24 protein-coding genes and 7 tRNA genes are annotated in these 24758 nt (G+C 73.3%); 12 read left to right on the top strand and 19 right to left on the bottom strand.

What is annotated here, in order from left to right; genetic code table 11:
• Positions 1-164: 164 nt before the first annotated feature.
• From ABEB07_RS06430 to pgsA, 3 genes are read right to left on the bottom strand one after another with little or no spacing between them, the layout of a single operon-like run.
• A complete protein-coding gene (locus tag ABEB07_RS06430) occupies positions 165-1328 on the bottom strand; it encodes a glycosyltransferase family 4 protein (RefSeq protein WP_345667400.1) in 1164 nt (387 codons plus the stop codon).
• Positions 1325-2233 (bottom strand): phosphatidylinositol mannoside acyltransferase, encoded by a 909-nt coding sequence (locus tag ABEB07_RS06425; protein WP_345667399.1) that lies wholly within the window; start codon positions 2231-2233, stop codon positions 1325-1327. Before ABEB07_RS06425 ends, ABEB07_RS06430 begins: the two co-directional genes overlap by 4 nt.
• The gene (pgsA, locus tag ABEB07_RS06420; protein ID WP_176148255.1) at positions 2230-2904 is read right to left on the bottom strand and encodes a phosphatidylinositol phosphate synthase; all 675 of its coding nucleotides are present in this window, start codon (positions 2902-2904) and stop codon (positions 2230-2232) included. Before pgsA ends, ABEB07_RS06425 begins: the two co-directional genes overlap by 4 nt.
• Before the next feature lie 278 nt (positions 2905-3182).
• On the opposite strand from pgsA, the gene ABEB07_RS06415 reads away from it, so the two are divergent.
• On the top strand, positions 3183-5390 hold the full coding sequence (locus ABEB07_RS06415) for an elongation factor G-like protein EF-G2 (RefSeq protein ID WP_345667398.1): 2208 nt from the start codon (positions 3183-3185) through the stop codon (positions 5388-5390).
• A 193-nt stretch (positions 5391-5583) separates the two neighbouring features.
• Positions 5584-7239, top strand: a complete 1656-nt coding sequence (locus ABEB07_RS06410) for a hypothetical protein (RefSeq protein WP_176148257.1) — start codon at positions 5584-5586, stop codon at positions 7237-7239.
• A 9-nt stretch (positions 7240-7248) separates the two neighbouring features.
• Here ABEB07_RS06410 and ABEB07_RS06405 read toward each other — a convergent pair whose 3' ends face one another.
• The 4 genes from ABEB07_RS06405 to ABEB07_RS06390 all read right to left on the bottom strand — a co-directional run bounded on the left by ABEB07_RS06405 (position 7249) and on the right by ABEB07_RS06390 (position 11807).
• A complete protein-coding gene (locus ABEB07_RS06405) occupies positions 7249-7806 on the bottom strand; it encodes an HIT family protein (protein WP_345667397.1) in 558 nt (185 codons plus the stop codon).
• 82 nt (positions 7807-7888) lie between these two features.
• The gene (thrS, locus tag ABEB07_RS06400) at positions 7889-9865 is read right to left on the bottom strand and encodes a threonine--tRNA ligase (RefSeq protein WP_176148258.1); all 1977 of its coding nucleotides are present in this window, start codon (positions 9863-9865) and stop codon (positions 7889-7891) included.
• Positions 9866-9960: 95 nt separating this feature from the next.
• Positions 9961-11244 (bottom strand): hypothetical protein, encoded by a 1284-nt coding sequence (locus ABEB07_RS06395; protein ID WP_345667396.1) that lies wholly within the window; start codon positions 11242-11244, stop codon positions 9961-9963.
• Entirely contained in the window at positions 11241-11807 is a 567-nt protein-coding gene (locus tag ABEB07_RS06390) for a DUF4365 domain-containing protein (protein WP_164583536.1), read from the bottom strand. The genes ABEB07_RS06395 and ABEB07_RS06390 overlap by 4 nt, the downstream gene beginning before the upstream one ends.
• Positions 11808-11998: 191 nt before the next feature.
• On the opposite strand from ABEB07_RS06390, the gene ABEB07_RS06385 reads away from it, so the two are divergent.
• On the top strand, positions 11999-12727 hold the full coding sequence (locus ABEB07_RS06385) for a 3'-5' exonuclease (RefSeq protein ID WP_345667454.1): 729 nt from the start codon (positions 11999-12001) through the stop codon (positions 12725-12727).
• 73 nt (positions 12728-12800) lie between these two features.
• Here the strand turns inward: ABEB07_RS06385 and ABEB07_RS06380 are convergent.
• The 4 genes from ABEB07_RS06380 to ABEB07_RS06365 all read right to left on the bottom strand — a co-directional run bounded on the left by ABEB07_RS06380 (position 12801) and on the right by ABEB07_RS06365 (position 14322).
• Positions 12801-12875: transfer RNA gene (locus ABEB07_RS06380), tRNA-Val, on the bottom strand.
• Between the two features lie 39 nt (positions 12876-12914).
• Positions 12915-13361 carry an SRPBCC family protein gene (locus ABEB07_RS06375; RefSeq protein WP_345667395.1) on the bottom strand — a complete coding sequence of 149 codons (447 nt, stop codon included), beginning with the start codon at positions 13359-13361 and terminating at the stop codon, positions 12915-12917.
• 317 nt (positions 13362-13678) lie between these two features.
• Positions 13679-13750, bottom strand: a tRNA-Val gene (locus ABEB07_RS06370).
• Positions 13751-13848: 98 nt separating this feature from the next.
• Positions 13849-14322 (bottom strand): TIGR02611 family protein, encoded by a 474-nt coding sequence (locus ABEB07_RS06365; RefSeq protein WP_345667394.1) that lies wholly within the window; start codon positions 14320-14322, stop codon positions 13849-13851.
• Between the two features lie 191 nt (positions 14323-14513).
• Between ABEB07_RS06365 and ABEB07_RS06360 the strand changes: the two genes are divergently transcribed.
• Complete coding sequence (locus ABEB07_RS06360) at positions 14514-14927, top strand: SsgA family sporulation/cell division regulator (RefSeq protein WP_004002642.1); 414 nt, start codon at positions 14514-14516, stop codon at positions 14925-14927.
• A 309-nt stretch (positions 14928-15236) separates the two neighbouring features.
• Positions 15237-15797, top strand: a complete 561-nt coding sequence (locus ABEB07_RS06355; RefSeq protein ID WP_164583540.1) for a CGNR zinc finger domain-containing protein — start codon at positions 15237-15239, stop codon at positions 15795-15797.
• A gap of 100 nt (positions 15798-15897) precedes the next feature.
• On the opposite strand, the gene ABEB07_RS06350 is transcribed toward ABEB07_RS06355, so the two are convergent.
• Entirely contained in the window at positions 15898-16050 is a 153-nt protein-coding gene (locus tag ABEB07_RS06350; protein WP_176148262.1) for a hypothetical protein, read from the bottom strand.
• A gap of 235 nt (positions 16051-16285) precedes the next feature.
• Positions 16286-16738, bottom strand: a complete 453-nt coding sequence (locus ABEB07_RS06345) for a hypothetical protein (RefSeq protein WP_345667392.1) — start codon at positions 16736-16738, stop codon at positions 16286-16288.
• Positions 16739-16999: 261 nt separating this feature from the next.
• Between ABEB07_RS06345 and ABEB07_RS06340 the strand changes: the two genes are divergently transcribed.
• Positions 17000-17527: a DsbA family protein gene (locus tag ABEB07_RS06340; RefSeq protein ID WP_203632950.1), complete on the top strand. Its 528-nt coding sequence runs from the start codon at positions 17000-17002 to the stop codon at positions 17525-17527.
• A 75-nt stretch (positions 17528-17602) separates the two neighbouring features.
• On the opposite strand, the gene ABEB07_RS06335 is transcribed toward ABEB07_RS06340, so the two are convergent.
• From ABEB07_RS06335 to ABEB07_RS06325, 3 genes are all read right to left on the bottom strand, one after another.
• Positions 17603-18427, bottom strand: a complete 825-nt coding sequence (locus ABEB07_RS06335; protein WP_345667391.1) for a GNAT family N-acetyltransferase — start codon at positions 18425-18427, stop codon at positions 17603-17605.
• An 82-nt stretch (positions 18428-18509) separates the two neighbouring features.
• Complete coding sequence (locus ABEB07_RS06330) at positions 18510-19331, bottom strand: aminotransferase class IV (RefSeq protein WP_345667390.1); 822 nt, start codon at positions 19329-19331, stop codon at positions 18510-18512.
• Between the two features lie 33 nt (positions 19332-19364).
• Positions 19365-20408: a chorismate-binding protein gene (locus ABEB07_RS06325; RefSeq protein ID WP_345667389.1), complete on the bottom strand. Its 1044-nt coding sequence runs from the start codon at positions 20406-20408 to the stop codon at positions 19365-19367.
• A gap of 214 nt (positions 20409-20622) precedes the next feature.
• Between ABEB07_RS06325 and ABEB07_RS06320 the strand changes: the two genes are divergently transcribed.
• The 5 genes from ABEB07_RS06320 (at position 20623) to ABEB07_RS06300 (ending at position 21086) form a co-directional block, all read left to right on the top strand.
• Positions 20623-20695 (top strand) — tRNA-Gly (locus tag ABEB07_RS06320).
• Between the two features lie 37 nt (positions 20696-20732).
• Positions 20733-20806: transfer RNA gene (locus ABEB07_RS06315), tRNA-Cys, on the top strand.
• Position 20807: 1 nt separating this feature from the next.
• Positions 20808-20879 (top strand) — tRNA-Val (locus ABEB07_RS06310).
• A gap of 23 nt (positions 20880-20902) precedes the next feature.
• Positions 20903-20974, top strand: a tRNA-Val gene (locus ABEB07_RS06305).
• Between the two features lie 40 nt (positions 20975-21014).
• Positions 21015-21086: transfer RNA gene (locus ABEB07_RS06300), tRNA-Val, on the top strand.
• A 52-nt stretch (positions 21087-21138) separates the two neighbouring features.
• Here the strand turns inward: ABEB07_RS06300 and ABEB07_RS06295 are convergent.
• The 3 genes from ABEB07_RS06295 to ABEB07_RS06285 form a co-directional block, all read right to left on the bottom strand.
• On the bottom strand, positions 21139-21426 hold the full coding sequence (locus ABEB07_RS06295; protein ID WP_345667388.1) for a TFIIB-type zinc ribbon-containing protein: 288 nt from the start codon (positions 21424-21426) through the stop codon (positions 21139-21141).
• An 81-nt stretch (positions 21427-21507) separates the two neighbouring features.
• Positions 21508-22449, bottom strand: coding sequence for a phosphotransferase family protein (locus ABEB07_RS06290; protein WP_345667386.1), 942 nt, complete (start codon positions 22447-22449; stop codon positions 21508-21510).
• A gap of 366 nt (positions 22450-22815) precedes the next feature.
• Positions 22816-23010 carry a hypothetical protein gene (locus ABEB07_RS06285; RefSeq protein ID WP_164584476.1) on the bottom strand — a complete coding sequence of 65 codons (195 nt, stop codon included), beginning with the start codon at positions 23008-23010 and terminating at the stop codon, positions 22816-22818.
• Between the two features lie 633 nt (positions 23011-23643).
• Here ABEB07_RS06285 and ABEB07_RS06280 point away from each other — a divergent pair.
• A partial coding sequence (locus ABEB07_RS06280; protein WP_345667385.1) for a serine/threonine-protein kinase occupies positions 23644-24758 on the top strand: 1115 nt, incomplete at its 3' end.

The raw sequence follows: 24758 nt of genomic DNA, 5'->3' as shown, positions 1-24758 counted from the left end.
AAGGCTACCGGCCCGGCCGACGGCACCCCTCGGCAGGCGACCTCAACAAGACACCGCCCCGAGGCCGCAGGCCGCAGGCGGCGTACCCGGGGCTCAGCGGGGCGCGGCGTCCCGAGATCCCCCCGGTCCCACCGAGCCGCCGCCCGCCCGGGGGGCCGTGCCGCTCAGTCGCGGGCCAGGCCCAGGCGGGCGCGCAGGCCCGTCGCGCGGTCGTCGGCGGCCACCGCCGCCGCTCCGGCCGTGACCGTCTCGTAGACCGACAGGATGTCCGCGCCGACGGTCGACCAGTCGAAGCGGCGGACGTGGGCGCTGCCGCGTTCGCGCAGTTCGGCGCGGCGGTCCGGGTCGGCCAGGAGCCGCAGCGCCGCCTCGGCGAGCGTGTCCGCGTCCTCGTTGGCGAACAGCTCGCCCGCCTTGCCCTGGTCGAGCACCTGGGCGAAGGCGTCCAGGTCGGAGGCGAGCACCGGGGCGCCGGCGGACATGGCCTCGACCAGGATGATGCCGAAGCTCTCCCCGCCGGTGTTGGGCGCGACGTACAGGTCGACGCTGCGCAGGAACCGTGCCTTGTCCTCGTCGCTGACCATGCCCAGGAACTCCACCCGCGGGCGCAGCTCGGCCGGCAGGCTCGCCACGGCCTCCTCCTCGTCGCCGCGGCCGGCCACCAGCAGCCGGGCGCCGGGGCGGGCGGCGAGGATCCGCGGCAGCGCCCGCATCAGCACCGGCAGGCCCTTGCGGGGCTCGTCGATGCGCCCGATGAAGCCGATCGTCTCGCCCTGCCACTCGGGCCGCGGTGCGGCCCGGGCGAAGAAGTCCACGTCGACGCCGTTGGGAATGACCACCGCGTCGCCGCCCAGGTGTTCGACGAGGGTGCGCCGGGCGTACTCGCTCACCGCGATCCGGGCGCTGATCTTCTCCAGCGCCGCCTGGAGGATGGCGTACGCGGCGACCATGGCGCGTGAGCGCGGGTTGGAGGTGTGGAAGGTGGCGACGATCGGCCCCTGCGCCGCCCAGCAGGTGAGCAGGCCCAGCGACGGCGAGGTCGGCTCGTGGATGTGGATGACGTCGAAGCGGCCGTCGTGCAGCCAGCGCCGTACCCGCGCGGCCGACAGGAAGCCGAAGTTCAGCCGGGCCACCGAGCCGTTGTACGGCACCGGCACCGCGCGGCCGGCCGAGACGACGTAGGGCGGCAGCGGGGTGTCGTCGTCGGCGGGGGCGAGGACGGACACCTCGTGGCCGAGGCGGATGAAGTACGCGGCGAGGTCGCGGATGTGGAACTGCACGCCGCCGGGCACGTCCCAGGAGTACGGGCAGACGATCCCGATTCTCACGCGGGTCCCTTCGCCGGGTCGAGGTCGGCGAGCCACAGCCGCTGGAGCATGTGCCAGTCCTCGGGGTGCTCGGCGATCCCGGTGCCGAAGGCGTCGGCCAGCGCCTGCGTCATCACGGCTGTCCGCTCGGTCCGGGTCCCCGCCTCCGGTACCTCGATCGGGGGATGGACACGGCCCCGCATGACGGGCGAGTCGTCGTACCAGAGGGTGACGGGCAGCAGCAGCGCGCCGGTCTGCTGGGCGAGCAGCGCGGGTCCGGCCGGCATCCGCGCGGTCGCTCCGAAGAAGTCCACCGCCACGCCGGAGGCGGACAGGTCGCGGTCGGCGACCAGGCAGACCAGGCCGCCGTCGCGCAGCCGCCGGGCCAGCGTGCCGAAGGCGGAGCCGCCGCTGTGCGGCAGCACCTCCATGCCCAGGCCCTCGCGGTAGGCGACGAACCGGTCGTAGAGCGTCTCGGGCTTGAGCCGCTCGGCGACCGTCGTGAACGGCGTGTCCAGCTCGGTGGTGACCCAGGCGCCCGCCAGGTCCCAGTTGGCCAGGTGGGGCAGGGCGAGGACGACGCCCCGGCCGGAGGCCAGACCGTCGGTGAGGTGGTGGACGTCCTTGGGGGCGAAGCCGGAGCGGATCCGCTCGGGGCTCCAGGCCGGCAGCCGGAAGGACTCCATCCAGTAGCGCAGATAGGACCGCATGCCCGCGCGGGACAGCTCGGCCAGTTCCTCGGGGCCGGCGTCCGGCCGCACCCGCGCGTAGTTGCCCTCCAGACGCTCCACGCCCTTGCCGCGCCGTTTCCAGGCGAGGTCGGCGACGGTGCGGCCGAGCCGTACGGCGGCCGGCTCGGGGAGCTTCTTCACGGTGCTCCAGCCGAGGCCGTAGAGGGCGTCGGTCAGGCGCTCCTGGGCCTTCACTTCGCCGCTCCGCTCCCCTGGCTCTCCTGCCGGGCGGCCTCCGCCTCGGCCTCCGCGGACTCGCGGCGGACCGTGACCACGCGCTGCACCAGCGTGACGAGGCTGCCGGCGGCGACCACCCACAGGGCGATCGGCAGCAGGTACTGGATGCCGGGCACCCCGAACTTGTGCAGGCCCGCGAAACCGGCCGCGACCAGCGAGATCACCAGCCGCTCGGCGCGCTCGACCAGCCCGTTGACGGCGACCGGCAGGCCGATCGACTCGCCGCGCGCCTTGGTGTACGACACCACCTGCCCGCTGGCCAGGCAGAAGATCGACACGGCGCACAGCACGTTGTCGTCGCCGCGCCCGGCGTACCACAGGGCGAAGCCGCCGAAGATCGCGCCGTCGGCCACCCGGTCCAGGGTGGAGTCGAGGAAGGCGCCCCAGCGGCTGGAGCGGCCGAGCTGGCGGGCCATGTTGCCGTCGACGAGGTCGGAGAAGACGAAGAGCGTGATCACGACCGTGCCCCAGAAGAACTCGCCCCGGGGGTAGAAGACCAGCGCGCCCGCGACCACTCCGGCGGTGCCGAGGAGCGTGACCGTGTCGGGACTCACGCCCCGGCGGATGAGAAACGTGGCGAACGGTGTGAGGACACGCGTGAAGAATGCACGCGCGTACTTGTTCAGCATGGCCTTCCCGACGGTCGGTGTGGCCGGACGGCCCCTGGTGGCCCCGGCTGGCCCATCGTAGCCACGCGCGCGGACGTGTGACGCCCGGGCACCGGAGCCCGCCCGTTCGCGGGGCGCCCGGCGGTGAACGCGGCCTGGGTCTTCGGGGCCGTTCGTATGGACGCGGGATGACAGGAGTGGAAAGCTCGAAGGACCGCGGGCGTCGCAGGAGCCGCCAGTGCACGCGGTGCCGCGTGTCCGCGCCCACAGTGACCTCACCGTCAACGGGAGGCAGGACCATGGGCGACAAGGCGCACACACACCCCGGGGCCGCCGGCAGAGCAGTGGCGGCCGACCGGCCCGCGTCCCTACGGAATGTGGTGCTGGTCGGCCACTCCGGATCGGGCAAGACGACCCTCGTGGAGGCCCTCGCGCTGACGGCGGGGGCGGTGAACCGGGCGGGCCGCGTCGAGGACGGCGGCTGCGTCTCCGACTACGACGCCATCGAGCACCGCCAGCAGCGCTCGGTGCAGCTCTCCCTGGTGCCCGTCGAATGGGAGGGCGTCAAGATCAACCTGCTGGACACGCCCGGCTACGCGGACTTCGTCGGGGAGCTGCGGGCCGGCCTCAGGGCGGCGGACGCGGCCCTGTTCGTCGTCTCGGCCGCCGACGGCGTGGACGGCTCGACCCGCATGGTGTGGGAGGAGTGCGCGGCCGTCGGCATGCCCCGCGCCCTGGTGGTCACGCACCTGGAGTCGGCGCGCGCCGACTTCGAGGAGATGACCCGGATGTGCGCCGAGGCGTTCGGCGCCGACGACCCGGACGCCGTGCTGCCGCTGTACCTGCCGCTGCGCGCTCCCGAGGGCTCCGACGGGCACGCCGCCGTCACCGGCCTGGTGGGGCTGCTGACCCGCAAGGTGTTCGACTACTCGACCGGCGCGCGCGAGGAGTCCGAGCCGGCCGCCGGCCAGCTGCCCGGGATGGAGGAGGCCCGCAACCGGCTGATCGAGGGGATCATCGCCGAGAGCGAGGACGAGACCCTCATGGACCGCTACCTCGCCGGCGAGCAGGTCGACCTCGACACCCTCGTCAAGGACCTGGAGCGGGCCGTCGCACGCGGCTCCTTCTTCCCGGTGCTGGCCGCAGCCCCGGCCGCCGAGGGCGCGAAGCAGGGCATCGGCACCGTCGAACTGCTCGACCTGGTCGTACGCGGCTTCCCGACCCCGCCCGAGCGGCAGACGCCCGCCGTCACGACGCTCGACGGCCGGACCCGCGAGCTGGAGCCCTGCGACCCCGACGGGCCGCTGGTCGCCGAGGTCGTCAAGACCTCCTCCGACCCCTACGTCGGCCGTGTCTCCCTGGTCCGCGTCTTCTCCGGCACCCTGCGCCCCGACGACACGGTGCACGTCTCCGGTCACGGGCTCGCCGACCGCGGCCCCGAGGACCGGACCCTGCACGAGGCCGACGAGCGCGTCGGCGCGCTGTCCACCCCCTTCGGCAAGCAGCAGCGTCCGGTGACGCACGCCGTCGCCGGCGACCTGGTCTCGGTGGCCAAGCTGACCCGCGCCGAGACCGGCGACACCCTGTCCGCCAAGGACGATCCGCTGCTGATGGCGCCCTGGCGGATGCCCGACCCGCTCCTGCCGGTCGCCATCCGCGCCCACAGCAAGGCCGACGAGGACAAACTGTCCCAGGGCCTGGCCCGGCTGGTCGCCGAGGACCCGACGATGCGCCTGGAACAGAACCAGGACACCCACCAGGTCGTCCTGTGGTGCCTGGGCGAGGCGCACGCCGACGTCGCCCTGGAACGGCTGCGCGGCCGTTACGGCGTCCAGGTCGACGTCGTCGCGCACCGCGTCGCCCTGCGCGAGACCTTCGCGGGCCGGTCCGCCGGACGCGGCCGGCACGTCAAGCAGTCCGGCGGGCACGGCCAGTACGCCATCTGCGAGATCGAGGTGGAACCGCTGCCGGGCGGCTCCGGCATCGAGTTCGTCGACAAGGTGGTCGGCGGCGCCGTACCCCGGCAGTTCATCCCCTCGGTGGAGAAGGGCGTCCGGGCCCAGGCCGCCAAGGGCGTGGCCGCCGGACACCCGCTGATCGACGTGCGGGTCACCCTGCTGGACGGCAAGGCGCACTCGGTGGACTCCTCGGACGCCGCGTTCCAGACGGCCGGCGCGCTCGCGCTGCGGGAGGCCGCGGCCGACGCGAGGATCCATCTGCTCGAACCGGTGGCCGAGGTCAGCGTCCTGCTCTCCGACGACTACGTGGGCGCCGTGATGAGCGACCTGTCCGGGCGGCGCGGCCGGGTGCTCGGCACCGAGCAGGCCGGCGGCGGGCGCACCCTGGTGCGGGCCGAGGTGCCCGAGATCGAGCTCGGCCGGTACGCCGTCGACCTGCGGTCCCTGTCGCACGGCACCGCCCGCTTCGACCGGCGCTACGCCCGGCACGAGCCGATGCCGCCGCAGGTCGCCGAGCGGATCCGGCAACAGGAGCGCGAGGCCCCCTAGTCGGCGCGCCCGGCGCACAACCGGGCGGACGGACCGGGGCGCGGAACGCTTCGCTCCGAAAAGGTGGACGGCTTCGGCCGTCCACCTCCGCGCGCGCACCGGGGCGGATACGCTGATGACCTGATCAACAGGTGTGCGGGGCAGGGAAGTCGGGAAGGCCGCAGAAGCAGACGCGGCGGCAGTGGGGGCGGCAGTGACGGACGGATTCGATTTCAGTCCAGGGGCGCAGGTGCCCCTGTCCGGCTCGGCGGGGCAGACGGCGGCGACCTACGCGCTGGCCGCGGCGGCCTACCGGGACGACGAGCTGATCAAGATCAAGGACGCGGACAACGAGTGGCACCAGTCCACCGTCACGCTTCCCCGCTCCTGGGCGAAGATCTTCCGCCCCAGGTTCGGCGAGGCGTTCTCCCGCGCGGTCATCGACCGCACGCTGGGCGCCGGACGCAAACCGCTCATCCAGTCCTTCGGCATCGAACCCCAGGTGGTGGTGGAGCACAGCCTCGCGGCCCACCGCATCCGCCGCGAACGCGACAACTGGCTCAGCGCCGTGACCGTGCTGTGCGGGATCCTGTTCCTGCCCGGATTCGTGCTCTGGCTGCTGGTGTTCACGCTGCGGGTCAACGTGAGCCGCCGGGAGGACAAGCGCGCCGGCGCCATGGGCACCGCGCTGCTGCTCGCCATGGGCGCGCTCGCCCTGCTGTGCCTGTTCAAGCTGCCCTTCCACGGCTTCTGGTCCTGGTACGCGCGCGCCGCGATCGTCATGCCGGTCGTCGGCTGGTTCTGGGCCAAGCGGATCTGCGAACGCACCGCGAACGACCTCAGGGACCGCTGGTCCAGCCTGCTGTCCGGCGGCGGCATCGGCGCCAAGATCCCCGAGGCGGTGCCCGGCAGCCCCGGCGACGCGGCCGAGCAGGTCCGCAAGGAACTGGCCCGCCTCGGCGCCGAGCAGCGCTCCAACTCCGTCTTCTACGCCGGCCCCAAGGGCATCCTCGGCATGGGCACCCGGTGGGGCAGCTGGCAGCTCGCCGAGGAGCTGGTCTCGGCCGAACCGGGCAAGGAGTTCCATCCGTTCCGCAGCTGGGACGTGATCACCGCCATCCAGGGCGGCCTCGGCATGCTGGAGCGCACCCCCATCAACACCGGCGGCTTCACCAAGCCGACCATCACCCACTGGGTCGTCACCCCCGTCGGCGAGAAGGCCAAGGAGGTCTCCCGGCCCAGCGGCTCCGACGTGGACGCGTACACCGTCCGCACCCACGCCGTCCAGGACATCTGCAACAAGCAGCAGTTCGGCAGCGGCGACCGGCACTACCTCGGCGTCCAGTGGACCCTGTGGGACGGCCACCTGGTGATCACCATGATGATCACCGTGACCGTGCTGCACGAGACGCTGCGCATCGAGGTCACCGGCCACGCCCTGGGCCCGGTCCACCCGCTGTTCAACGAGAAGCCCGCGACCAAGGAGAAGGAGGTGCAGAAGGCGTTCCGGTTCTGGGAGACCCGCAAGGTCAAGCTCCCGCTGATCGACCCCGACGAGGTCGTACGGCTCGCCGCCCGCGCCCCCCTGACCTGGTACCCGCCGCTGCTGAACTGGCTCGGCGGCAGCCTCGCCCTGCCCGAGCCGTTCGGTCTGCGGCACGCCTGGGCCGACCAGCCCTGGCGGCACCGCTTCATGGCCGACGACGCGCTGCGCGCCGCCACCCCGGTGCTGCGCGTGGTGCACGCGGCGGCGCTCAAGACGCTCCGGGACAACGGCGTGAACGTGGAGAAGTTCGGCAGCCGTTCGTCGGTGCTCAGCGGCGCCGTCCAGGACGCGTCGCCCCGGAAGGCCGACCTGTACGACGCGTAGCGGCGGCGGCTACGCGGGCCAGGCCTCGGCCAGCATCTTGCGGGTGTCGGCCAGCAGTTGGGGCAGCACCCGGGTGTGGCCGACCACCGGCATGAAGTTCGTGTCCCCGCCCCAGCGGGGCACGATGTGCTGGTGCAGGTGCGCGGCGATGCCGGCGCCGGCGACGGAGCCCTGGTTCATGCCGATGTTGAAGCCGTGCGCCCCGGAGGCGGCGCGCAGGGCCCGCATGGCCTGCTTGGTCAGCTCCCCCAGTTCGGCGGTCTCCGCCGCGGTGAGGTCCGTGTAGTCGGCGACGTGCCGGTAGGGGACGGTCATCAGGTGGCCGCCGTTGTACGGGTAGAGGTTGAGCACCGCGTACACGTGCTCGCCGCGCCGTACGACCAGGCCGTCCTCGTCGGACTTGGCCGGGATGGAGCAGAACGGGCAGCCGTCGCCGGACCCCGGTCCGGTCGGCTTGTTCTCGCCCAGGATGTACGCCATCCGGTGGGGCGTCCACAGGCGCTGGAACGCGTCCTGCGTCCCCACTCCGATCTGCTGCTCCGGCTCACTCGTCATGCCAGTCAGCATATGGCTTCGGGCCGGGGCGCAGGGCAAGGCCCCCGATGAGAGGTGATCACCGGGGGCCATCCGTCGCCGTCGTGCCGGCCGCTCAGACCTGCGTGCGCTCCTCGACGACCTTCGCGATCTTCGCGATGGCCTCGTCGAACGGGATGCCGTTCTCCTGGGAGCCGTCGCGGTAGCGGAAGGAGACGGCGTTGTTCGCCATGTCCTCGTCGCCCGCGATGACCATGAACGGCACCTTCTGCTTCTGGGCGTTGCGGATCTTCTTCTGCATCCGGTCCGAGGAGGAGTCGACCTCGACGCGCAGCCCCTTCCTGCGGGCCGCCGCCGTGAACTTCTCCAGGTACTCCACGTGCGCGTCGCCGATCGGGATGCCGATCGCCTGCACCGGCGCCAGCCACGCCGGGAACGCGCCCGCGTAGTGCTCCAGCAGCACCGCGAAGAACCGCTCGATGGAGCCGAACAGCGCGCGGTGGATCATGACCGGCCGCTGCTTGGTGCCGTCGGCGGCCGTGTACTCCAGGTTGAACCGCTCGGGCAGGTTGAAGTCGAGCTGGACCGTCGACATCTGCCAGGTGCGGCCGATGGCGTCCTTGACCTGGACGGAGATCTTCGGGCCGTAGAAGGCGGCGCCGCCCGGGTCCGGGACCAGCTCCAGGCCCTGCTTCTCGCCGACCTGGCGCAGGGTCTCGGTGGCCTCCTCCCACACCTCGTCGGAGCCGACGAACTTCTCCGGGTCCTTGGTGGACAGCTCCAGGTAGAAGTCGGTCAGACCGTAGTCGCGCAGCAGGTTCAGCACGAAGGTGAGCGTCTTGTCGAGCTCCTCGGCCATCTGCTCACGGGTGCAGTAGATGTGCGCGTCGTCCTGGGTGAAGCCGCGCGAGCGGGTCAGGCCGTGCACGACGCCCGACTTCTCGTACCGGTACACGGTTCCGAACTCGAACAGGCGCAGCGGCAGTTCGCGGTACGAGCGGCCGCGCGCGTCGAAGATCAGGTTGTGCATCGGGCAGTTCATGGGCTTGAGGTAGTAGTCCACGCCCTCGTCGAGCTGCATGGGCGGGTACATGCCGTCGGCGTACCAGTCCAGGTGGCCCGAGGTCTCGAAGAGCTTCCCCTTCGTCGCGTGCGGGGTGTAGACGAACTCGTAGCCCTCCTCCTCGTGGCGGCGGCGCGAGTAGTCCTCCATGACCCGGCGGATGGTGCCGCCCTTGGGGTGGAAGACGGCGAGGCCGGAGCCGATCTGGTCGGAGATCGAGAACAGGTCCAGCTCGTTGCCCAGCTTGCGGTGGTCGCGCTTCTCGGCCTCGGCGAGGAAGTCCAGGTGCTGCTTCAGCTCGTCCTTGGACGGCCAGGCGGTGCCGTAGATGCGCTGGAGCATCGGGTTCTTCTCGCTGCCGCGCCAGTAGGCGGCGGCGTTGCGCATCAGCTTGAACGCCGGGATGAGGCGGGTGGAGGGCAGGTGCGGACCGCGGCAGAGGTCCTTCCAGCACAGCTCGCCGGTCTTGGCGTCCAGGTTGTCGTAGATCGTCAGCTCGCCGGCGCCGACCTCGACGTCCGCGCCGTCGTCGTGCGAGGCGGCGCCCTTGAGGCCGATCAGCTCCAGCTTGTACGGCTCGTCGGCCAGCTCGGCGCGGGCCTCGTCGTCGCCGACGACGCGGCGGGAGAACTTCTGGCCGCGCTTCTGGATCTCCTGCATCTTCTTCTCGATGGCCTTGAGATCCTCGGGCGTGAACGGCTTCTCGACGTCGAAGTCGTAGTAGAAGCCGTCCCGGACCGGCGGGCCGATGCCCAGCTTGGCCTCGGGGAAGATCTCCTGCACGGCCTGCGCCATGACGTGCGCGGTGGAGTGGCGCAGGATGTCGAGGCCGTCCGGGGAGGAGATCTCCACGCCCTCGACGCTCTCGCCGTCCTTCAGCTCGTAGGCCAGGTCCTTCAGCTCGCCGCCGACGCGGGCGGCGATGACGGAGCGCTCGCCGGCGAAGAGGTCGGCGGCCGTGGTGCCCGTCGTCACCGTGCGCTCTTCCCGCTCGGAATCGCGTTGGATGATCACACGGACGTCTGACACCGGTTTCTCCTGACTGAAGGCGGGGTGCGGCGCCATACCGTGAGCGCGCGCATGACGGGAATCGTACCGACCCGGGCCCGCCGATCGCGAAACGGTTACCCGCAGTCCTCGGGCGGGTACGTCCCGCCGAAGAAGTCCGGGCCGCCCGGGTCCTCCCGCAGCCACTTCATCAGCCGGTCGCGTTCCTCGTCGTCCACCGGGACGGGTGCGACCTCACAGGCTCCGGTGAGCCGGCGGAAGCCGCCGCGGCTCTCCAGCCGGCCGAGCACCCGCACCGGCAGGCCGACGAGGTGGGCGTGGCCGGCGGTCCGGTAGTCCTCCTCGTCCAGGGCGACCCTGATGTAGGGCACCTCGGCGCCGGAGATCACCCGCAGCCGCACCGTGCCCTCGCCGTGCGGCTGCGGTCGGCGCATGCGGACCACGGCGCCGGTGATCCGCGCGGGCACGGACGGCTCGGCGCGCAGATAGCGGGCGCCCGCCTCGCGCAGCACCGGCAGGTCGCCGGGCGAGAACTCCACCGCCCCGGCCGCGCAGTCGGCGGGAACGCCGGCGGCCGGCGCCCACTCGACGGCGATCCTGGCGCCCTCGGTGCCGCGCACCAGGGCGACCAGGGCCTCGGTGAGCTCCCGGCTGGCGCCGGCCCGCACGGCGCCGTCGAAGGCGTCCAGCGATCCGGTGGCCCGCCGGTAGTCGACGGCCTCGCGCACGGCGTAGAGGGACTGGTGGAGGCGGACCGCGAGTGGGCGGCCGGGGGCGACGGGGACGAAGGCGGTCAGGTCGCAGCCGTCGGTGGCGGAGCCGACGAGGACGTGTTCGAGGGCGGCGCCGGCCGAGCGCCGGTGCCGTGCGCCGTGGTAACCGGCCCGGGCGCGGGTGGCCAGGGCGGCGGCCAGCAGCGTCTGCCGGGCGGCCGAGCGCAGCCGTTCCTGGACGGTCCAGGGCGCGGCGCCGGCGCCGGCCGGACCGCCGGGCACGTCGCGCCACCAGTGGATCTCGTCGCTGGGGACGGTGAGGGCGACCAGCACGTCGCGGGCGGCGGCGGTGCGGCTGCGGGCGAGGGCGTCGAGGGCGTCGCCGAGCAGGTCGTCGCTGTCGGGGAAGGCCCGGCTCTCGGGCACCAGCAGGCTGGTGCGGTCGCCGCCGGGGCCGGGGGGCGACCAGCGGCCGTAGCGTCCGGCGGCGCCGCCGCGCCGCTGCCAGCCGTGCCGGCGCAGCAGCGCGCCGAGGACGGCGGGGTCGACGTCGGCGGGCCGGGGCGCGTGGCCCCAGGGCGGGTCGACGGGGTGCGGCCGGGCCGGGCGCGGCGGCTCGCCGAGCGGGCGGTGCGTGGGGTCGCCCGGAGGGCGGTGGGCGGGGTCGCCGTGCGGGCGGTGGGTCATGGTCTGCCTCCCGTCCCGACCCGCGTCATGATCTCGCACAGGGCCCGGTCGTCGAAGATGCGCGCGGTCGGTATCCGCACGGTGGTGCGGGTCCGGCCGGTGATCGGGTGGCCGGCGAGGTTGATCCAGTAGCAGCAGTGCCTGAGGTCGAGCCGGTCGTGCCCGGCCCGCAGCCACTGGTCCGGGGAGCGGGGCACGATCATCACGACGAGGATCTTGTGCACCGAGACCGGGGTGCGGGCGAGTTTCGCCAGGTGGGCGTTGTCCAGGGTGAAGGCGAAGGACCGGCCCGGCGGGTGGGGCGGCAGCTGGTACGTGCACTTCAGCTGCACCTTGACGGTCACCTCGTCGTCGACGGTGTGTCCGGGGGCGCTGTGGCTGACGTGCCAGTCGATGCCGTTGTCCGGGAAGGGCTGGGACAGCGAGCAGCCGGCCGCGGCGGCGACCGCGTGCAGATAGCCCACCTGCAGGGTCTCCATGCAGGCGGTGGTGGCGAGTGTGCCGCGCGGGGCGCCCGGGTGCTCGGGCGGCAGCCCGCCCCGCTCGGGCCGCGCTATCGCCATGGCCAACAGCCTTCCCAGCCGGAAGAGTTGAAAGGGTGAGTGGGGGAATCCCCCGGAGCGGGTCCGTGAACTGCAAAGACCCGTACTCCTGTTGTCTCCTTCCGGCGTACGGCGCAAACGGGGCGGGTATCACCGAACGGGCGGAAGACGGTGCGTCAGCCGCCCGAGGTGAGCGAGGAGTTGTGGTCGACATGACGTGCTGCTGGTACGAGGGGCCGCTGGCCGCCTTCGACACCGAGACCACGGGCGTCGACGTCGAGACCGACCGCATCGTGTCGGCCGCCGTCGTCGTCCAGGACGCCCCGGGTACGCGGCCGCGGGTCTCCCGCTGGCTGGTGAACCCGGGGGTGCCGGTGCCGGTGGAGGCGACGGCGGTGCACGGGCTGACGGAGGAGCGGTTGCAGCGCACCGGGCGCTGGCCGGCCCCGGTGATGTACGAGATAGCCGAGCAGCTGGCGGAGCAGGCGGCGCGGGGCCGGCCGCTGGTGGTGATGAACGCGCCGTTCGATCTGACGCTGCTGGACCGGGAGTTGCGGCGGCACCGGGCCTCGTCGCTGAAGCGCTGGTTCGAGGCGACGCCGCTCAGGGTGCTGGACCCGCGGGTCATGGACAAGCATCTGGACCGGTACCGCAAGGGCCGGCGCACGCTGACCGATCTGTGCGCGCACTACGAGGTGGTGCTGGCGGACGCGCACGACGCGGCGGCGGACGCGCTGGCCGCGCTGGAGGTCGTCCGCGCGCTCGGCCGGCGTTTCTCCACCCGGCTGGAGCGGCTGTCGCCGGCCGAGTTGCACGCGTTGCAGACGGGCTGGCACGCGGCGCAGGCCCGAGGGTTGCAGGCGTGGTTCGCGCGCAGCGGCGCCGAGGAGACGGTGGACCCGTCCTGGCCGCTGCGGCCGGAGCTTCCGGCGGCGGCCTGAGCCCGCGCGCCGGGTCCGACACGACGAGAGCGACGCGGTCCGCACGGCCGGCGGACACACGTCGCTCTCGCGATGGTGGGCGATACTGGGATCGAACCAGTGACCTCTTCGGTGTGAACGAAGCGCTCTCCCGCTGAGCTAATCGCCCGGGAACGCACTGAACCATACAGGTCCCGGCGCCCTTCCTTCAAACCGTCCGGAGGCGGGCGGCCAGTCCGCGCCGCCCGGAGCGCATCATCAGCCGGTGGTTGAGCCGGAAGACCGGGCGGCCCGGCACGGCGAGACGCCTGAGCAGGGGTGCGGTCACGTCGACGACCTGGTCGTAGCGGACGAGGGTGCCGGCGCCGTGCGGGGTGAGCGTCCAGCGGGCCCAGCCCTCCAGGTCGCCGGCGAGCGCCGCCTCCAGGACCCCGGCGGCCGGGTCCCGGCGCGTCTCGCGGACGGTGAAGCACAGGTCGTACGGCAGCACGGCGCGCACGCGCAGGGCGGCGGTGTCCGCGCCGGTGCGCCGCACCGCGCGGACCTGCCGCCACCAGCGCGGGTAGTCCTCGACCCGGTCGAGCGCGTCGTACACGGCGGCGGGCGGGGCGCTCAGGGGCCATCGGCTGCGGAAGCGGTAGTGGCTCGGGTCCATGACGCTCCAGTGTGCCGGGCGAGGAATGTGACGGCCTTTCGGGAAATGCTTCCGGCGCTTGTTTCCGGATGCCACTCCGGGACTTCCACCGGAAAGACCGATACGTCTTAAAGTCGGCCTTCCTCTTGATCTGTTTGATGTGCGGGCGATTCTTCTCGAAAGGCGCAATGGTCTGATTGATCCACGGGGCGCGGTCCAGCAAGGGGGTCGTGGGTGACGGTTCGTCACCATCCGGCGCGGCGGGTCGCCTTCGCCTCCGGCGAGCGGACACGACGACGGCCCGTCCGCGTGATCGCGAACGGGCCGTCGTGTCCGGGTGGGCGATACTGGGTTCGAACCAGTGACCTCTTCGGTGTGAACGAAGCGCTCTCCCACTGAGCTAATCGCCCGGGCACAGGAAGAACATTACCGCATGTCAGCCGGTGCTCGGGACCACGGTCGCGCACGCGGGCCCGGGGCCGGTCCGGACGGGCGCGCCGGGGGCCGATCACTGGTGGCGGATGCTCCAGGGCAGGACGAGGCCGAACTTCCACACGTAGATCCCGACCAGCACCGCGACGATCACCAGTCCGGTCACGGTCAGGATGATGTTGCGCCGGCGCACCTTGGGGTCGAGGGCCTTCTGGGCCGCCTCGGTGACCTTGCGCTTGGTCCAGCGCAGGACGAGCTGCGCCCATACGAACTCGGTCGCCCAGATCGCCATGCCGCCGAAGATCACCACCCAGCCCGGTCCGGGCAGCGGCAGCATGACCACGCCGGCGGCGACCACCGCGAGACCGACGACGAAGACGCCGACCTGCCAGCTCAGGTGCAGCGCCCGCCGGGACCGGACGAACTCCGGCGCCCGCGAGCCCAGACCCCGCCGGTCGCGCCCGTCGTCCGCCTCTTTCCCGGGTCCCTCCATCGTCGCTCCGTCCGACGCCGCCGCAACCTCGCCCGGCCGGTCACTCCCCGTATTCATACGTCGAAACCCTACCGGAGAGAAACCGGTCACCGGAATGGTCGTACCACCCGAACCGGTTCTCGGCCGGAAGAGTTACGTAAAGCCAGGCAAAACACGCAGAGGGGTTTACAACGGCACCGTAGGTGGCATGTCGATTTCGCCGACGTGCGAATCCCCGAGCGCACACTGAGCGAAAGGCCCTGGCGCTTATGAACACCACGGTCAGCTGCGAGCTGCACCTGCGCCTCGTTGTGTCGAGCGAGTCATCCCTGCCTGTCCCCGCAGGCCTGCGGTACGACACGGCCGACCCCTACGCCGTGCACGCCACCTTCCACACCGGAGCCGAGGAAACCGTCGAGTGGGTGTTCGCCCGCGACCTCCTGGCCGAGGGGCTTCACCGTCCCACGGGAACCGGCGACGTCCGTGTCTGGCCGTCGCGCAGTCATGGTCAGGGCGTCGTGTGCATCGCCCTCAGCTCCCCGGAGGGGGAGGCGCTGCTCGAGGCCCCGGCGCGGGCCCTGGAGTCCTTCCTGAAGCGAACCGACGCCGCCGTGCCCCCCGGCACGGAGCACCGGCACTTCGATCTCGACCAGGAGCTCTCGCACATCCTCGCGGAAAGTTAGCGGGAGGCCCGGCGAGCCCCTTCGAGCCGCCCGTCGCCGTCCACTCGGGGAGACGGCCCGGGCCACGACAACCGCATAGGGAAGCACCGGTGCCGGTTCCCCGCGGGGAGCCGGTGCCGGTGCGCCCGTGCACCGCCACCGGTCGCGGTGACGCACGGTGACCGCCGGCCGCCTCGGGGGCGGCCGGCGCACCCGTGCGTCCGCCGCGGCCGACGCGTGCGCCGCCGCCCTGCCCGGGTGACCGGCCGAGCCACTACCATCGGCCAGCATCGACGGGCGTGTGCCCGATCCCCAGGCAGGGAGCGAAACGTGCTGATCACCCACGACACCCGGTGCGCGCTGGACACCGTGGTCGATCTGGTGAACACCGCGCCGGAGGACGACGCGGCGCCGGACGGGCTGGCGGACGTCACAGCCCTCGCGGACTTCGTGCGCGGCCACGACGTGAGCGACATCGGCGTGCTCTCGGAGTTCGACCTCTCGGCGGTGCGCCGCATCCGCGGCCGGTTCGCCGGGATCTTCGCGGCCCCCGACCCGCGCGCGGCCGCCCACATGATCAACGAACTGGTGGCCGCGGCGGGCACCACACCGCGTCTGACCGATCACGACGGCTACGACTGGCACGTCCACTACTTCGCCCCCGGCGCCTCGGTGGCCGATCACCTCGCCGCGGACTGCGGGATGGCGCTCGCCTTCTTCGTGGTGGCCGGGGAGCAGGAGCGGCTGCGGCGCTGTGAGGCCCCGGACTGCCGGCGCGCCTTCGTCGACCTGTCCCGCAACCGGTCGCGGCGCTACTGCGACAGCCGGACCTGCGGCAACCGGCTGCATGTGGCCGCGTACCGCGCGCGACGCAAGGAGGCCACGGGCTGACGGCCGGCGCCGTACCGGGCGGGCCGGCGTCGCCGGGCGGATGGCGCCCCGGTGGTGTCGTGGTCCCCGGCGGGTGACGCCGAGGAGCCACGGTTACGGCTCACAGCAGCAGCAGGTCGTGCAGCGCAGCCATGAGCAGCAGCATCCCGATCACCGCAAGGAAGATCATCAGCGGCGGCTGGGATAGGGCGAAGAGGCAACCGCGCGGCTCGTCCTTCGACGGCGCGGCCTCGCTCTGTGTCGTATCCACCATCTCGCGGCGATGATGACGCAGAGTGCGCCGCCCACGCGATCAAGACGCACGAAATGTCCGGGAGTTCGCCGATTCTCGTGATCTTCGCTTCGGATCGGCCCGGGTACTGATCGTTTCCGGGGCACCCCTTGGACGCCCCCGGCTCACCAGGCGGACACCCGCAGGTCGTCCCCGGGGCGCCCGGGACTCCGGCCCGGCCCGCCCGTCGGCCGGGCCGGCCGTCCTGTGCCGTGCTTCATATGCCGTGCTTCTTGAGGATGGCCTCGATGTCGCTGAAGTCGTCCTCGCTCCGGGGCTTGCCCTGCGGCCGGGCGGCGGCGGGCCGGGCGGCCGGGCCTGCGGCCGCGCCCAGGGACGGCGTCGACGCCGCCGGGGCCACCGCGTCGCCTCCCGCGGCGCGAGCCGCCGCCCGGCGCTCCTTGCGGGTGCCGCCGCGGCGGCGCTCCACCGCGCGGGTCGTCGCGAAGAGCGCCCAGGCGCAGCCGAGCAGGACGAAACCGGCCCAGGCGGTGGGGCTGAAGGCCGTGTCGGCGAGCCAGCCGACGACGCCGGTCAGCACCAGGCCGACCGGGACGAGGGCGTAGGCGGCGATGCGCGCCGCCGCGAGGAAGCGCTTGCGGTAGGCCGTGACCGCGGCGATGCCGAGGCCGGCCGCGGAGACGGCGGAGCAGACGGTCTCGGCAATCATCCGGTCCTCCTGGGCATGGCTCACCGGTCGGGCAGTTCGTCCCTTCCATCCTGCACCGCTCCCCTCCCCCGGGGCCACGCTCCCGGCGGACATCAGGGACATCTCCGGGTCGCCTCCTTCGCAGGTGCCGGTCGCCGGGCCGGTCCGGGAGGCGGCCCGGCCGGGGCCGGCCCGCACCCGGCCGGCGCCCCGGGCCGTCCGGCCGGCGTCCGCGGCCGCTCCGGATTGGGTCCTGTGCGGCGGGCCTGGGAGACTGGGCGCATGAGCGACTCCTCCTCCGCGCCAGCCGTCCCGGTTCTCGACGTCTGGTGCGAACTGCAGTGCCCGGACTGCCGCACCGCCCTGGACGACCTGCGCGCCCTGCGCGCCCGCTACGGCGACCGGCTGGAGCTGCGGCTGCGGCACTTCCCGCTGGAGAAGCACAAGCACTCCTTCGCCGCCGCGCAGGCCGCCGAGGAGGCCGCCGAGCAGGGCCGGCTGTGGCCGTACGTGGAGGAGGTGCTCGGCCGGGTCGAGGAGCTGGACCGGCGCGGCGAATCGTTCCTGGTCGACGCCGCCCGCGAACTGGGCCTGGACGCCGAGGAGTTCGACACGGCGCTCATCGACGGCCGGCACATCCTGATCGTCGACGCCGATCAGGCCGAGGGCAAGGCGATCGGTGTGACCGGCACCCCGACGTACGTCGTCGGCGGTGAGCGCCTGGACGGCGGCAAGAGCCAGGAGGGGCTGCGCGAGCGCGTCGAGGAGATCGTGGACCGGCTGCTGGCCGAGGCCGGCCAGGACGTCTGATCCGGCACGGCGTCCGCGGCACGCCCTCCTCCCGGCCTCGGCGGCAGCGGCGACCCGGCGGTTCGCCGGCCCGGTCTAGATCAGTTCCTTGAGCATGGCGTACACCGTCGGCTCGTAGCCGAGGGACGCGTAGAGGCGTTCGGCGGGGGTGTTGCCGGCGAAGACGTTCAGACCGATCGCGCCTTTCCCGGCGGCCACCGCGTGCCGCTCGGCCAGGAGCATCAGCGAGCGGCCGTGGCCCCGGCCGCGGAAGCGCTCGTCGGCCACGACGTCGTAGACGAAGGCGCGGTTCTCCTCGATCGCCACCCACACGGTGCCGACCGGGACGCCCTCGTGCTCCAGGAGGCTGATGTGCATGCCGGGGGTGGCCGGGCCCTCGGGCAGCAGCCGGGCGTGGTCGTCCTCCATCTTGGCCCGGGCCCGGTCCGCGGGCACGCCGCGGTCGGTCCAGATCCGGACGTAGGCCGCCCCGCCCTGTGCGCGCCACGTCTCGTACTCGTCCCGCGTCAGCTCGCGGCCCCGGCTGCCCGCGGGCAGTTCGGGCGGGACCACGCCGAGGCGTTTCTCCAGGCCGCGATTGCGCTGGACGTAGCCGAGCGCGGTGACGAGCCGCAGGGCGGCCTCGGCGTCGGCGGGCACGATGGCCTCGATCCGCTCGCACCCCCAGCCGCGCACCACCTCCTCGGCGGCCAGCGCGGCGACCGCGCCCCGGCCCCGGCCCCGGTCCGGCTCGTCGACGCGCAGGTCGAGGAAGCGGGCGGTGGCCGGGCCGAAGAAGGGGTGGGTCGCGAGGTGCACCGCGCCGACGGGACGGCTGTTCACGCACACCTGGTAATGGCGTGAACGGGTTCCGTCGTCGTTCTGCTGGAGCGGCTCAACGGGCCGCAGGGTCGTGGTCATCCAAGGAGTTCTACCCCCTGCCGGGCCGTCGGTCAGCCGAAAAAGAGCGCGGTTTCCATGACCGGGGCCACCCGGCCGGGGCTCACGGGTCGAGGTCGTCGCCCGCGCGCTCCGCGAAGATCCGCATGGCCTTGGCGGTCACCGGGCCCGCGGCGCCCGGCAGTTCGCGGTCGTCGAGGCGGTGGACGGCCTGGACATCGCGCAGGGTGGAGGTGAGGAAGACCTCCTCGGCGCGGTCGAGCACGTCCAGCGGCAGGTCGGTCTCCGTCGCGCCCGTCCACTCGGCGGCGAGCGCGCGGGTCACGCCGGCGAGGCAGCCGGAGGCGAGCGGCGGGGTGTGGATCTCGCCGTCGAGGACGACGAAGACGTTGGACCCGGTGCCCTCGCAGAGCCGGCCGACCGTGTTGCCGAACAGGGCCTCGGAGGCGCCGTGGCGGTGGGCATGGGCCAGGGCGACGACGTTCTCGGCGTACGAGGTGGTCTTCAGGCCGGTGAGCGCGCCGCGTTCGTTGCGGGTCCAGGGGACCGTGACGACGGCGGTGGAGTCGGGGCGGCGGGTGGTCTCGCCGAGGGCGACCACCAGGGTGGCGCCCTGTTCGCCGCGGTCGGAGCCGAGCGGGCCCTGGCCTCCGGTGTACGTGACGCGCAGCCGGCCGAGCGGCATCGGGTTGGCCTCGATCACGGCGGCACAGGCGCGGCGGACCTCGTCGTGGTCGGGGTCGGGCAGGCCGAGGCCGCGTGCCGAGCGGGTCAGCCGGTCCAGGTGACGGGTGAGCGCGAACGGCTTCCCGTCGACCGCCTTGACCGTCTCGAAGACGCCGTCGCCCACGGTCAGTCCGTGGTCGAGGACGGAGACGCGCGCGGACTCGATGTCCCGCAGCCCGCCGTCGAGCCAGATCCTCACTGCTTGCCTACCTCACACGTCGGTGCGTCGACGTCACTGTCCGGTCTCCGCGTACGTCCCCGACGCTACCGCGAGCAGCCGGGCGGCCTTCAGTTCGGTCTCCCGCCACTCCCCCTCCGGGTCGGAGTCCCAGGTGATGCCGGCGCCGGCGCCGAACCGCAGGACGGCCGCGCCGCCGGGGCTCCGGTCGATCCAGAAGGTGCGTATCCCGACGGCCAGCTCGCCCGTGCCGCGGTCGGCGTCGACCCAGCCGACGCCGCCGCAGTAGGGGCCGCGGGGCGCGGTCTCCAGGGCGTCGATGATCCGCAGGGCGCTCGACTTGGGGGCGCCGGTGATGGAGCCGGCCGGGAAGGCGGCGGTCAGCAGCTCGGGCCAGCCGGCGCCGGGGAGCAGTTCGCCGCGGACGGTGGAGACGAGGTGGACCAGGCCGGGGTGCTTCTCGACGGCGCACAGGTCGGGGACGGTGACGCTGCCGGTGACGCAGATCCGCCCGAGGTCGTTGCGGACCAGGTCCACGATCATCACGTTCTCGGCGTGGTCCTTGGCCAGGAGTTCGGCCTCGGTGCGGGCGGTGCCCTTGATCGGTCCGGACTCGACGGCGCGGCCGGCGCGGCGCAGGAAGAGTTCGGGGGAGGCGGTGGCGATCTCCACGCCGTGCCCGGGCAGGCGGATCGTTCCGGCGTAGGGGGCCGGGTTGCCGCGGGCGAGCACGGCGGTGAGGGCGTCCACGTCGGCGTCGGGCGCGACGGGCGCGCTGAGCACCCGGCAGAGGTTCACCTGGTAGACCTCGCCGGCCGCGATGTGCTCGCGGACGCGCCGTACGGCCGCCGTGTATCCGGCGCGGTCGAGGGAGGACGTCCAGTCGCCGGGCGCCGGGCCGCGCCACCGGCCGGGCGCGGGGGCGGGCACCGGCCGCTCCCGTACGTCCCGGAAGCGGGCGCAGGTCAGGCGGCCCTCGTAGTCGGCGGCGACGGCCCAGAAGCCGCTGGAGTCGAGGGCCTCGGGGTCGCTGGTGACGTCGGTCAGGCCGGTGGCCAGACGTTCGCCGAAGCGGGCGAGGGCGGGCAGGTCCAACACGCCGTCGAGTCTATGGCGCGTGTCGTCCCGATGGCCTGTGAGTTACCCGCCGGGAGCCCGGTCGGGGGCGGGGGCCGCGGGTCCGGCCGCGGGTGCGACCGGGTGGCCGGCGGGACGCACCGCAGCACGCTGCGCAAACGCGTTTTTGTACTGGCCCGGGAATCCGCTAGAGTTCAACACGTCGCCGGGACGCGCAAGCGGACCGAACCGACAGGCGGACGTAGCTCAGTTGGTAGAGCGCAACCTTGCCAAGGTTGAGGTCGCGAGTTCGAGCCTCGTCGTCCGCTCGTAGGAAGAAGGGGACTCCCGGTCCCCAGCACTCCTGGTGGAGTGGCCGAGAGGCGAGGCAACGGCCTGCAAAGCCGTCTACACGGGTTCAAATCCCGTCTCCACCTCCAAGGACGATTAGCTCAGCGGGAGAGCGCTTCCCTGACACGGAAGAGGTCACTGGTTCAATCCCAGTATCGTCCACTGAAGCCTCAAGGCTTCCCCCCGCGCGATTAGCTCAGCGGGAGAGCGCTTCCCTGACACGGAAGAGGTCACTGGTTCAATCCCAGTATCGCGCACGCAGTGCCCGTGATCGTCTCCGCGCGATCATGGTCCCGAGGACGATTAGCTCAGCGGGAGAGCGCTTCCCTGACACGGAAGAGGTCACTGGTTCAATCCCAGTATCGTCCACACACCGCGCAAGCCCCCGGCCGTCTCGTACGGCCGGGGGCTTCGTCGTGCGTCAGCTGGAGAACAGCATGCGGCCGAAGCTCTTCTTGTGGTGGTGACCGTGCCCGTAGTGGCCGCCGTGGCCGCCGTGCGGCGCGCCCCAGGCCGGGGCGGGCGGAGCGGGGTAGGCCTGCGGGGCGGGCGGCGGCGGCGCGGGCTGGGACCACTGGGACTCCAGGCGGGTCAGCGCCTCCAGCTCGCCGTAGTCGAGGAAGATGCCGCGGCAGCCGCTGCACTGCTCGATCTGGACGCCGTTGCGGTTGTAGGTGTGCATCGGCGCATGGCACTTCGGACACTGCATGCTCGGCTCAACTCCTCGCCGGTGGGTTCTGCTTCGGGTACCGCGGTGACAGACTCCGTCCGGCCTGCGGTCGGTTGCACCCTACTTCGGCGTGTCGTCCGCCAACCGCGGCGGGAGGCGGCTCATTCGGTCGCAGGCGTCCACCACGGCCTGCTCGACCTCGTCCACCGGGCGGCCCGCCTCGGTCGCCTTGGCGACGGCCAGCGCCGCGGTCTGCACGGTCAGCGCGCGGGCCGCGGTGTCCAGGGCCTCCCATGGGTCGCCGGCCGGCGAGACGGCCGGTCCGCCCGCCGCCCGGTAGGCGGCGAGGAACCGCGTCCACGCCGTGGGCGGGAGCAGCCCGCAGGCGTACCAGGCGGCGGGGCGGCCCAGGTCCCAGGAGGGCACGCCGACGCCGAGGTCGTCGACGTCGATCAGTTTCCAGGGGCCGTCCGGGGCCGGGTGGCGCACCAGCTGGCCGAGGTGGAGGTCGCCGTGGCAGAGGCTGCCGGGGCCCGGCATGGGCGCTTCGGCGCGGGCCCAGCCGGGGAGCGTGGCCCAGGCGCGCGCGACGGCGCGCGCGCCGGGGTGGTCGGGTGCGGCGGCATGGAGCCGGGCCATGGCCTGCGCGGCCTTGGCGGGGCCGCGCATCGGCGGCAGGCCCGCGGGCGCGGGGCTGCGGTGCAGCAGGGCCAGGAGCGTCGCGGCGGCCTCCCAGGGGGCGGCGTCGGGGTCGTCGGGGTCCACGGGGGCGCCATAGGGCCAGAGGGTGACGAGGCGGTCGTGGAGCGGGGCGGGTTCCGCGGTGAGCGGGGGCAGCAGGATCTCGGGCAGCCGGGCGGCCGTGGTGAGGCGCAGGGCGAGGGGGCCGGGGTCGGTGCCGGGGGCGTGCGCCTTGGCGACCGCGCCGGCGTGCCGGACGACCGTGGCGTCGGGGCGGACGGCGAGGACGGCCGCCTCGCAGGGGCAGCCGCCCGTGGCGCGGTGGTGGGCGGCCCGGACGGCCTGTGCGGTCAGCGCGGGCAACAGGGCGTCGGCGGTCACGGGGCTCCCTCGGGTACGGCGGCGACCGCGAGCTTACGAGGGCTGGGCGGCCGCGTGGGGGCGTGGGTGCGCCGGAGCCCGCGGGCGTGCGGGTGGACGGGTGGCCGGGAAGGTGAACGCGCGGGCGCGCGGAACGGCGGGTGCGCGGGAAAGTGATCGTGGGGGCGCGCACGAAGGCGGGTGTACGGGGAGGTGATCGCGCGGGTGCGCGGGGGCGGGGAAGGGAAGAGGGGGCCGGGAAAAGACAATGCCGGCGCAGCTCCCCAGCTGCGCCGGCATTCTGCCGTCCGCCGCACCCCCGTCCCCACGGGGTTTCATGGGTGGATGTCCCTGCCCGGACCGCTCTTCCGGGCCTGGGGTCGCCGCTCAGCGCCCCAGCATCACTCCCACGGACGACGCCTGTGTGGCCACCGTCTCCCAGCCGTCGAAGACGAGCAGGAGCAGGGCCGCCAGGGGAAGGGCCATCAGCGTCGCCACCAAGGGGTGGCGGCGTCCCGTACGGCGCGGGCGCGTGCCGCGTACCCGTCCGCGAAGCAGTGTCCGCGGTGCCGTGTGGGCCATGGTCCCTCTCCTGACCGTTTTTGTGTGGTTCCGTTGTGGTTCCGTTGTGGTGCTGTCCTCGTCTGCAGCGGCGGGCGACCGACCTCGGGGGACGAGTGCTGCACCCGCCGCTTGACCTCAAATCTAGGCGGGCGGTGACGGGCGGGCGTCATGCCCTCGTACCCCTTGCCGGGCCTCCGGGAGGATGAGCCGTGGCCCGAGGTGTACTCCCCTGGGTGGAGACATCGCGCCGGGCCTCGGGGTCTTCCCGGAGGGGTCGCCGTAGGGACATCCGAAGTGTCCCGTCTTCCGCCGTTTCCGCCCGTGACTTCGCTCACTCGCGTCAAGTCCGGGCGGACCGGCGTCCGCCCCGGCAGGTCCGGCCCGCCCACCGCCGGGCCGTGGCCGCGCGCCGGTCGCCGCGGGTCCGCCGCCCTTCTTCCGCCGCCGCCCCGGAGCGTGCCAACCCCCTTGACACGGGCAGTGGTTGGCGCTCGCCGCCCGGCCCCGCGCAGGGGGCCGCCGGTGTGCTGACCGTCCCTCAAGTGGCCCGTACGGCAATGACAATCGGTCGGGTCGAGAGGGCGCGGCCTATGCGCGGGAACGGCCCCGGAAACGTAAGCTGTGGCTCGTCACAGGGACCGGGCAGCGGGGATGAACATGGCGATGATGCGCCTGAGGCGCGAGGACCCGCGTGTCGTCGGCTCGTTCAGGCTTCACCGACGGCTCGGCGCGGGCGGGATGGGCGTGGTCTACCTCGGCTCCGACCGCAAGGGCCAGCGGGTGGCGCTGAAGGTCATCCGGCCGGACCTCGCGGAGGACCAGGAGTTCCGTTCGCGGTTCGCGCGCGAGGTGTCGGCGGCCCGCCGGATCCGCGGCGGGTGCACGGCGCGGCTGGTGGCGGCGGACCTGGAGGCGGACCGGCCGTGGTTCGCCACGCAGTACGTGCCCGGGCCCTCCCTGCACGACAAGGTGGCCGACGAGGGCGCGCTGGGCGCGGCGGAGGCGGCGGCGATCGGGGCCGCGCTGTCCGAGGGACTGGTCGCCGTGCACGAGGCCGGGGTGGTGCACCGGGACCTGAAGCCGTCCAACATCCTGCTGTCCCCGAAGGGGCCGCGGATCATCGACTTCGGCATCGCCTGGGCGACCGGCGCCTCCACGCTCACGCACGTGGGCACCGCGGTCGGCTCCCCCGGCTTCCTCGCCCCCGAGCAGGTGCGCGGCGCCACCGTCACCCCGGCCACCGACGTGTTCTCGCTGGGGGCCACGCTGGCGTACGCGTCGACGGGCGACTCGCCCTTCGGGCACGGCAGTTCCGAGGTGATGCTGTACCGGGTCGTGCACGAGGAGCCGCAGCTGCACGGCGTGCCCGACGCGCTGGCCCCGCTCGTACGGGCCTGCCTGGCCAAGGACCCGGAGGAGCGGCCGAGCACGCTCCAGCTGTCGCTGCGGCTGAAGGAGATCGCCGCGCGCGAGGCGCAGGGTCTCGGCGATCTGCGGCCGCCCGCGCCGCGCGCCGCGGAAGCGGACCGGCCGACCGGCCGGCTCGCCGACACCTATCCCGACCAACAGCGCGCCACCTACCCGGAGCAGCAGCGGGCCGGCCGGCCCGAGCAGTCGCGGGCCGGCTACGCCGAGCCGCAGCGGGGGCGGCGGCGTCCGCCGGGCCCCTCCGCCGCCACGCCGGCGCCACGCGGTACCGTGCCGCCCTCGCGCAGCGGCGGTCCGTCGCGCACGGGCGGTGCGGCCCGCAGCGGCGGCACGCCGCG

It is taken from the genome of Streptomyces similanensis, from assembly GCF_039543625.1.
Taxonomy (GTDB): Bacteria; Actinomycetota; Actinomycetes; order Streptomycetales; family Streptomycetaceae; genus Streptomyces; species Streptomyces similanensis.
The sequence above is the reverse complement of the archived record's forward strand: the minus strand, read 5'-3'. Positions and strand labels throughout refer to the sequence as shown.

Excerpts from the sequence above, each read along its gene's own strand:
- pgsA (WP_176148255.1), bottom strand. The coding sequence starts at position 2,904 with ATGCTGAACAAGTACGCGCGTGCATTCTTCACGCGTGTCCTCACACCG.
- ABEB07_RS06415 (WP_345667398.1), top strand. The coding sequence starts at position 3,183 with ATGGGCGACAAGGCGCACACACACCCCGGGGCCGCCGGCAGAGCAGTG.
- ABEB07_RS06405 (WP_345667397.1), bottom strand. The coding sequence starts at position 7,806 with ATGCTGACTGGCATGACGAGTGAGCCGGAGCAGCAGATCGGAGTGGGG.
- ABEB07_RS06395 (WP_345667396.1), bottom strand. The coding sequence starts at position 11,244 with ATGACCCACCGCCCGCACGGCGACCCCGCCCACCGCCCTCCGGGCGAC.
- ABEB07_RS06390 (WP_164583536.1), bottom strand. The coding sequence starts at position 11,807 with ATGGCGATAGCGCGGCCCGAGCGGGGCGGGCTGCCGCCCGAGCACCCG.
- ABEB07_RS06385 (WP_345667454.1), top strand. The coding sequence starts at position 11,999 with ATGACGTGCTGCTGGTACGAGGGGCCGCTGGCCGCCTTCGACACCGAG.
- ABEB07_RS06375 (WP_345667395.1), bottom strand. The coding sequence starts at position 13,361 with ATGGACCCGAGCCACTACCGCTTCCGCAGCCGATGGCCCCTGAGCGCC.
- ABEB07_RS06365 (WP_345667394.1), bottom strand. The coding sequence starts at position 14,322 with ATGAATACGGGGAGTGACCGGCCGGGCGAGGTTGCGGCGGCGTCGGAC.
- ABEB07_RS06360 (WP_004002642.1), top strand. The coding sequence starts at position 14,514 with ATGAACACCACGGTCAGCTGCGAGCTGCACCTGCGCCTCGTTGTGTCG.
- ABEB07_RS06350 (WP_176148262.1), bottom strand. The coding sequence starts at position 16,050 with ATGGTGGATACGACACAGAGCGAGGCCGCGCCGTCGAAGGACGAGCCG.
- ABEB07_RS06345 (WP_345667392.1), bottom strand. The coding sequence starts at position 16,738 with ATGATTGCCGAGACCGTCTGCTCCGCCGTCTCCGCGGCCGGCCTCGGC.
- ABEB07_RS06340 (WP_203632950.1), top strand. The coding sequence starts at position 17,000 with ATGAGCGACTCCTCCTCCGCGCCAGCCGTCCCGGTTCTCGACGTCTGG.
- ABEB07_RS06335 (WP_345667391.1), bottom strand. The coding sequence starts at position 18,427 with ATGACCACGACCCTGCGGCCCGTTGAGCCGCTCCAGCAGAACGACGAC.
- ABEB07_RS06295 (WP_345667388.1), bottom strand. The coding sequence starts at position 21,426 with ATGCAGTGTCCGAAGTGCCATGCGCCGATGCACACCTACAACCGCAAC.
- ABEB07_RS06285 (WP_164584476.1), bottom strand. The coding sequence starts at position 23,010 with ATGGCCCACACGGCACCGCGGACACTGCTTCGCGGACGGGTACGCGGC.